The following is a 6,102-nucleotide window of genomic DNA, read 5'->3' as shown; positions in this document are numbered from 1 at the left end:
ACAATACAGTCACCATCTTCTTCAAGTTGCTTAAAAGCCTTTTTTAAAAATGTCCTTTACAAAGGGTACACTTTAAATTTCCACTGCCCTTTATCTTTTATTCTAATTCGATTAATAAATCTCCTGTGGAAATCGCATCGCCGCTAGAAATATAGACTTCTTTTACTACACCGTCCTTCGGTGCCTGAACCGTTGTCTCCATCTTCATAGCCTCAGTAATTAATAAATGATCACCACGTTTTACAGGACTACCTTTTGAAACAACCACTTTTAATACTGTACCCGGCATTGTTGCACCGATTTGATTTGGGTTGCTTGGATCTGCCTTTAATGCATTTGTCCCTTCCACTTCGACCGTTAAGTCTTGGATTACTAATTCACGGGACTGACCGTTTAATTCAAAGTAGATAATACGCGTACCATTCGGTTGAGGCTCCCCGATTTCGATTAACTTTATAATTAACGTTTTCCCCTTTTCGATTTCAACTTCGATTTCTTCTCCTAGTTTTAATCCGTAAAGGAAAGTTGGTGTATCTAAAACCGAAATATCACCGAACATGTCAGTCGCTGCTACATAGTCTTCAAATACTTTCGGATATAATGCATAAGCTAAAACATCTTGTTTAGTTACAGAACGTCCAAATTTTTCGGTAAGGTTTCTTTCAAGTTCTTCAAAGTTTATCGGCTCTAATAATTCACCTGGTCTAACTGTAATTGCTTCTCTATCTTTTAAAATAACCTTTTGCAATTCTTTCGGGAAACCACCATGAACTTGGCCTAAATAACCTTGGAATAACTCCACAACAGAATCTGGGAAATCAATCGTTAGTCCTCTTTCGAAAATATTTTCTTCGTCCAAATCATTTTGAACCATGAACAATGCCATATCTCCTACTACTTTAGAAGAAGGTGTCACTTTAACAATATCTCCAAATAGTAAATTCACCCGGGAATACATCTTTTTCACTTCATCCCAGCGATCTCCTAAACCAACTGCCTTTGCTTGCTGTTGTAAGTTACTATATTGACCACCTGGCATTTCGTGGACATAAATTTCAGAATGGGGACTATTCATTCCACTTTCAAAATCACTATAGTAAGCACGAACATCTTGCCAATAATAAGAAAGTTGTTCTAAAGCTTCAATATCTGCGCGCAGTTCCCGTTCGCCGCCTTTCATTGCATAATACAATGAATTGGCACTCGGTTGAGAAGTTAAGCCGGACATGGAACCAAGGGCAGTATCAATAATATCAACACCCGCTTCAATTGCCTTTGCATAAGTATAAATACCATTTCCGCTCGTATCATGCGTATGAAGGTGAATTGGTAAATCTGTTGAATCTTTCAACTCTGAAATTAAACGATATGCTGCCTCTGGTTTTAGTAACCCTGCCATATCTTTAATCGCTAAAATATGAGCTCCTGCTGCCTCTAATTCCTTCGCCATCTCTTTATAATATTGCACGGAATATTTTGCTCGAGATTCATCGAAAATATCTCCTGTATAACAAATTGCCGCTTCAGCAATTTTACCCGTTTGACGAACTTCATCAATTGCTACTTCCATGCCTTTGATCCAGTTCAAACTATCGAAAATTCTGAAAACATCCACTCCAGAAGATGCTGATTCACGAATAAATTCTCGTATTAAATTATCAGGATAATTTTTATATCCAACGGCATTAGCTCCACGGAAAAGCATTTGGAATAACACATTCGGCATTTGTTTACGAAGTCTTTCTAATCGAACCCATGGATCTTCCTTTAAAAATCTATAAGCTACATCAAATGTTGCTCCACCCCATAATTCAAAGGAGAAGAAATCATGTAACATACGCGCATTATAATCGGCGATTTGGAACATATCTTGAGACCTTACTCTAGTTGCAAGCAAAGATTGGTGAGCATCACGGAAAGTAGTATCAGTTAGTAATACATCCTTTTGTTCTTTTACCCAAGAAACAAGTCCTTCAGCACCGCGCTCATCTAAAATTTGTTTCGTACCTGCCGGTATTTCTGTTTTTAAATCGATTTTAGGTTTGTTTGGCTGTACGAAAATTGGTTTCGTACGCTTTTCAATCCCTGGAAAACCATTTAAAGTGACGTTTCCAATGTAGTTTAATAACTTTGTCCCTCTATCTTTGCGTACCGGGAAGTTAAATAATTCAGGTGTTGTATCGATAAAACTTGTATCAAATACACCCGTGATGAATTTATCATGCTGTACAACATTTTCTAAAAACGGAATGTTCGTTTTCACACCGCGAATACGGAATTCTCTTAAGTTACGATGCATTTTAGCCGCTGCTTCTTTAAACGTCATACCCCAAGTCGAAATTTTCACGAGTAATGAATCATAATAAGGTGTGACGACTGCACCTTGGAAACCGTTCCCCGCATCCAATCGTACTCCAAAGCCACCACTTGAACGATACACCATTAACTTACCAGTATCTGGCATGAAATCGTTTGCAGGATCTTCTGTTGTAACCCTCGATTGAATTGCATAACCGAACAATGGAATTTGATCTTGAGCAGGAATTCCGATTTCTTGCGAATGGATTGCATGTCCTTCTGCAATTTTAATTTGTGCCCGAACGATATCAATTCCTGTAATCATTTCTGTTATCGTATGTTCTACTTGAATACGTGGATTGACTTCGATGAAATAAAAGTCATTTCCTGATACTAAAAACTCCACAGTACCTGCGTTTATGTACTGAACATTTTTCATTAATTGAACAGCTGCTTCACAAATTCGATTACGTAGTTCATTGGATATCGAATTGGAAGGAGCGATTTCCACTACTTTTTGGTGACGTCTTTGGATAGAACAATCCCGTTCATATAAATGAACAATATTCCCCGTAACATCTCCTAATATTTGAACCTCAATATGTTTTGGTTTAATGATTGCTTTCTCAACATAAACTTCATCAGAACCGAATGCTGCTTTTGCTTCTGACTTTGCACGTTCAAATGCGGAAGCCAGTTCTTCTTTCGTTTGAACTAAACGCATCCCACGTCCGCCACCTCCAAGGGCAGCTTTAATCATTAGAGGATAACCGTATTTTTCTCCAAATGCTATCACATCTTCAACTGTATCAACTGGACCGTCACTACCAGGAATCACTGGAATTTTTGCAGCCACTGCTTGTTCTCTTGCCTTTACTTTATCTCCGAACATATCCAAATGTTCAGATGTTGGTCCAATAAAGATAATTCCTTCTTCTTCACAACGTCTAGCAAATTCAACATTTTCCGATAAAAAACCGTAACCAGGATGGATTGCATCCACTTCCGCCTGTTTGGCAATTTCAATAATTCCTTCAATATCTAAATAAGCATCAATCGGTTTCTTCCCTGCACCAACTAAATAGGATTCATCCGATTTGTAACGATGATAAGAACCACTATCTTCCCTTGAATAAATTGCAACTGTTTTTAAGTTTAAATCATTACAGGCGCGAAAAATACGAATTGCAATTTCTCCACGGTTTGCTACTAAAATTTTGTTAATTTTCTTCACAATGATTCCCCCTTAGACCTTCTTTTTTCCAGTTTGACATACATGGAAACATTTACTAATATTCCCATAGCAAATGATAATAACAATATAGATGTCCCGCCATAACTAATGAATGGTAGCGTTACACCGGTTAACGGAATAAGTCCCGATAATCCCCCAAGATTAATAAATGTTTGAACGGCAATCCAACTGCCTATACCTGCTGCAATCATTCTAGCAAGTGGATCCTTCGTTTTTAAGGCAATTGTTAAAGCTCTAAGCACAATGAATCCAAGACCACCAAGTACTATGATGACCCCTAAAATTCCAAGTTCCTCAGCAATGATTGCCATAATAAAATCGGTTTGCGGTTCTGGCAAATAACCTAATTTTTGAATAGACTGACCTAAGCCAACCCCTTCCAATCCTCCTGAACCAATCGCAATATACCCATTAATGACCTGATAACTAGAGCCTGTTTCATATTCAAACGGATTTAGAAAGGCTTTAATACGGCCAACCCGATTTTGAGTAAGAATTTCATCACCTTTAATTAATAAAATAAGGCCTATTAATGCTGAACCAAACCCACCTAATACAGCAAAAAATTTCATAAACTTTTTAAATTGAATCCCGCTTGCTGCAACAACCGCAATGGCAATTCCGGATATGATCATAACGGCACCTAAATCGGTTTCGTTCGCGACACAGAAAATCACTAATAACCATACTAAAATCGGATAAATAATATTATTTGGTCCTAAGTTTTCCATCGAATTATTTAAACTTTTTCTATAGAAGGCACCAGCAAAATATAAAATAATAAATAGTTTTGCAAACTCAGAAGGTTGGAAATTCATAATGCCTAAATCAATCCAACTTTGGGAACCTGATTGTTCAGCACCAACCCCGAAATTCCATACCCAAAATAACAGAACTAACATGATCCCTAAGAGTGCCACCATAAATTTTTTATTACTATAATGTTTGTATGGGAAAAAAGCACCCACAATAAAGGCGACACTGGCTACACATAAATTTAATAATTGTTTATTGTAGTAAAAGTCCGGTCCTTGATTTTTGTGCACAATACCAACCCACATACCTGCACTATAAATCATAACTAGTCCGAATAAACATAAAAATACATAAGTAAAGAATAATGGATAATCAAAATTCCTCACATAATAAGCAAGATATTTTCTCATTTTCAACTTCCCCATTTTAGAAAAAAAACTCAAAGCGCCAAATTGCGTTTGAGTTTCTAATTATTTGTTTGTGTATGCTTCATGTAACAATGAAAGTTCTTTCTCTAACGTGTCGAGAATTTCCTTTCCTCGTTCACGTTCAATTAATCCAAGCTTAACTGCAAAATCAATTTCCCGTGATAAGCCAAACATTTGTGTATCTAATACTTCTTCGTATAAAGGACATGATGGCATTGTTAAATGATCCATTTGAACTTTTATTAAACGTGCAATTTTATCTGCATCCTTAAGCAGTAATTCCAAAGCCTCTTCCTGGAAGGAAGACTGACGTTTTGTATCCATGAGGACGCCCCCATCATTGTGATATTTCTTCTATTCTATCTTATTAAAGTTTATCTTTAAGCTGATAAAAATGCAAGTCCATACATTAGAAAAGAGAACTTTTGATTTATATTTCTTTATTAATTACTATGAGTAGCGTTATACTAAAAAATGATATATAGATTAGGGGGACTATAAAAATGGAAACGATTATACCAATTAAAGGTGCCGTTAAATATAAAATTACTTTAGATCCTACTGTTTGGATTTTTGATGATCGACGATTAGACTTAACGACATATTTTACAGAACATAAAGCAGAAGACGATGAAGACTTAATGTATTTAAAAAATGCAGGTGCTCACTGGTCTAGAGAAATTATGGAAGGAGCAACTTACCCTCCAACTTTAAAAACAGAGCGAAAGTTTGATCGACAAGGAATGAAAACTGGAACGTTCGGAATGGAAATTAAACATTTCTTAAAAAATGCGGAAATTGATGAAAATGCGGAACGTGTCGTGTTTGAACTTCAAGATGGTTCTGAACATGCCTTCTCCATTGAAGAAGCTTCTACAATTATTTTTAAATATAGTCAAGATGGCAAGCCTATTAGTGATGGTGGACCTGTACATCTCATTTTTGGAGATGGGTCAAATGTTGACAACCCGATTAAAAACATTGCAGCAATCCGAGTTGAATAGTAGGGGGATTAATCATATGCGAGTCCAATGTGTCATTTGTGATACGATTAACGAACTTGATGATGACGCACCTTTAGCGAAGAAATTACGTAATCGTCCTATTCATACTTATATGTGTAACGAATGCTATGAGCGGATAGCGAAAAATACGGATGCCCGAATCGCAACGGGAAATTTCCGTTTTTTCCGTACCTCTTCTCCAATTGATGAAGAGTTTTAAAAAACTTTTTTAAAGAGTTATTCGAACATAACAAAGCATCATTCAAATCATTGAATGATGCTTACAGACTGTAGACAAACTCGAAATTTCGAGTTTGCCTACAGTCTTTTTTCTTTTAAAATAAAAGTAATAGTTTCTGAA

Annotated in this window: 5 protein-coding genes; 2 read left to right on the top strand and 3 right to left on the bottom strand. The window is 36.4% G+C overall.

What is annotated here, in order from left to right:
- Positions 1-97 precede the first annotated feature (97 nt).
- From pyc to H9636_RS18685, 3 genes are read right to left on the bottom strand one after another with little or no spacing between them, the layout of a single operon-like run.
- Complete coding sequence (gene pyc, locus H9636_RS18695) at positions 98-3,532, bottom strand: pyruvate carboxylase (protein ID WP_191709063.1); 3,435 nt, start codon at positions 3,530-3,532, stop codon at positions 98-100.
- Positions 3,529-4,719, bottom strand: a complete 1,191-nt coding sequence (locus H9636_RS18690; RefSeq protein ID WP_191709062.1) for an FtsW/RodA/SpoVE family cell cycle protein — start codon at positions 4,717-4,719, stop codon at positions 3,529-3,531. Before H9636_RS18690 ends, pyc begins: the two co-directional genes overlap by 4 nt.
- 60 nt (positions 4,720-4,779) lie before the next feature.
- Positions 4,780-5,061: a YlaN family protein gene (locus tag H9636_RS18685; RefSeq protein WP_122973509.1), complete on the bottom strand. Its 282-nt coding sequence runs from the start codon at positions 5,059-5,061 to the stop codon at positions 4,780-4,782.
- Positions 5,062-5,240: 179 nt separating this feature from the next.
- On the opposite strand from H9636_RS18685, the gene H9636_RS18680 reads away from it, so the two are divergent.
- Positions 5,241-5,741: a peptidyl-prolyl cis-trans isomerase gene (locus tag H9636_RS18680; RefSeq protein ID WP_191709061.1), complete on the top strand. Its 501-nt coding sequence runs from the start codon at positions 5,241-5,243 to the stop codon at positions 5,739-5,741.
- A 16-nt stretch (positions 5,742-5,757) separates the two neighbouring features.
- The gene (locus H9636_RS18675; RefSeq protein WP_191709060.1) at positions 5,758-5,961 is read left to right on the top strand and encodes a YlaI family protein; all 204 of its coding nucleotides are present in this window, start codon (positions 5,758-5,760) and stop codon (positions 5,959-5,961) included.
- Positions 5,962-6,102 lie beyond the last annotated feature (141 nt).

The organism is Ureibacillus galli, from assembly GCF_014836845.1.
In the GTDB taxonomy this organism is placed as follows: Bacteria; Bacillota; Bacilli; order Bacillales_A; family Planococcaceae; genus Ureibacillus; species Ureibacillus galli.
The sequence above is the reverse complement of the archived record's forward strand: the minus strand, read 5'-3'. Positions and strand labels throughout refer to the sequence as shown.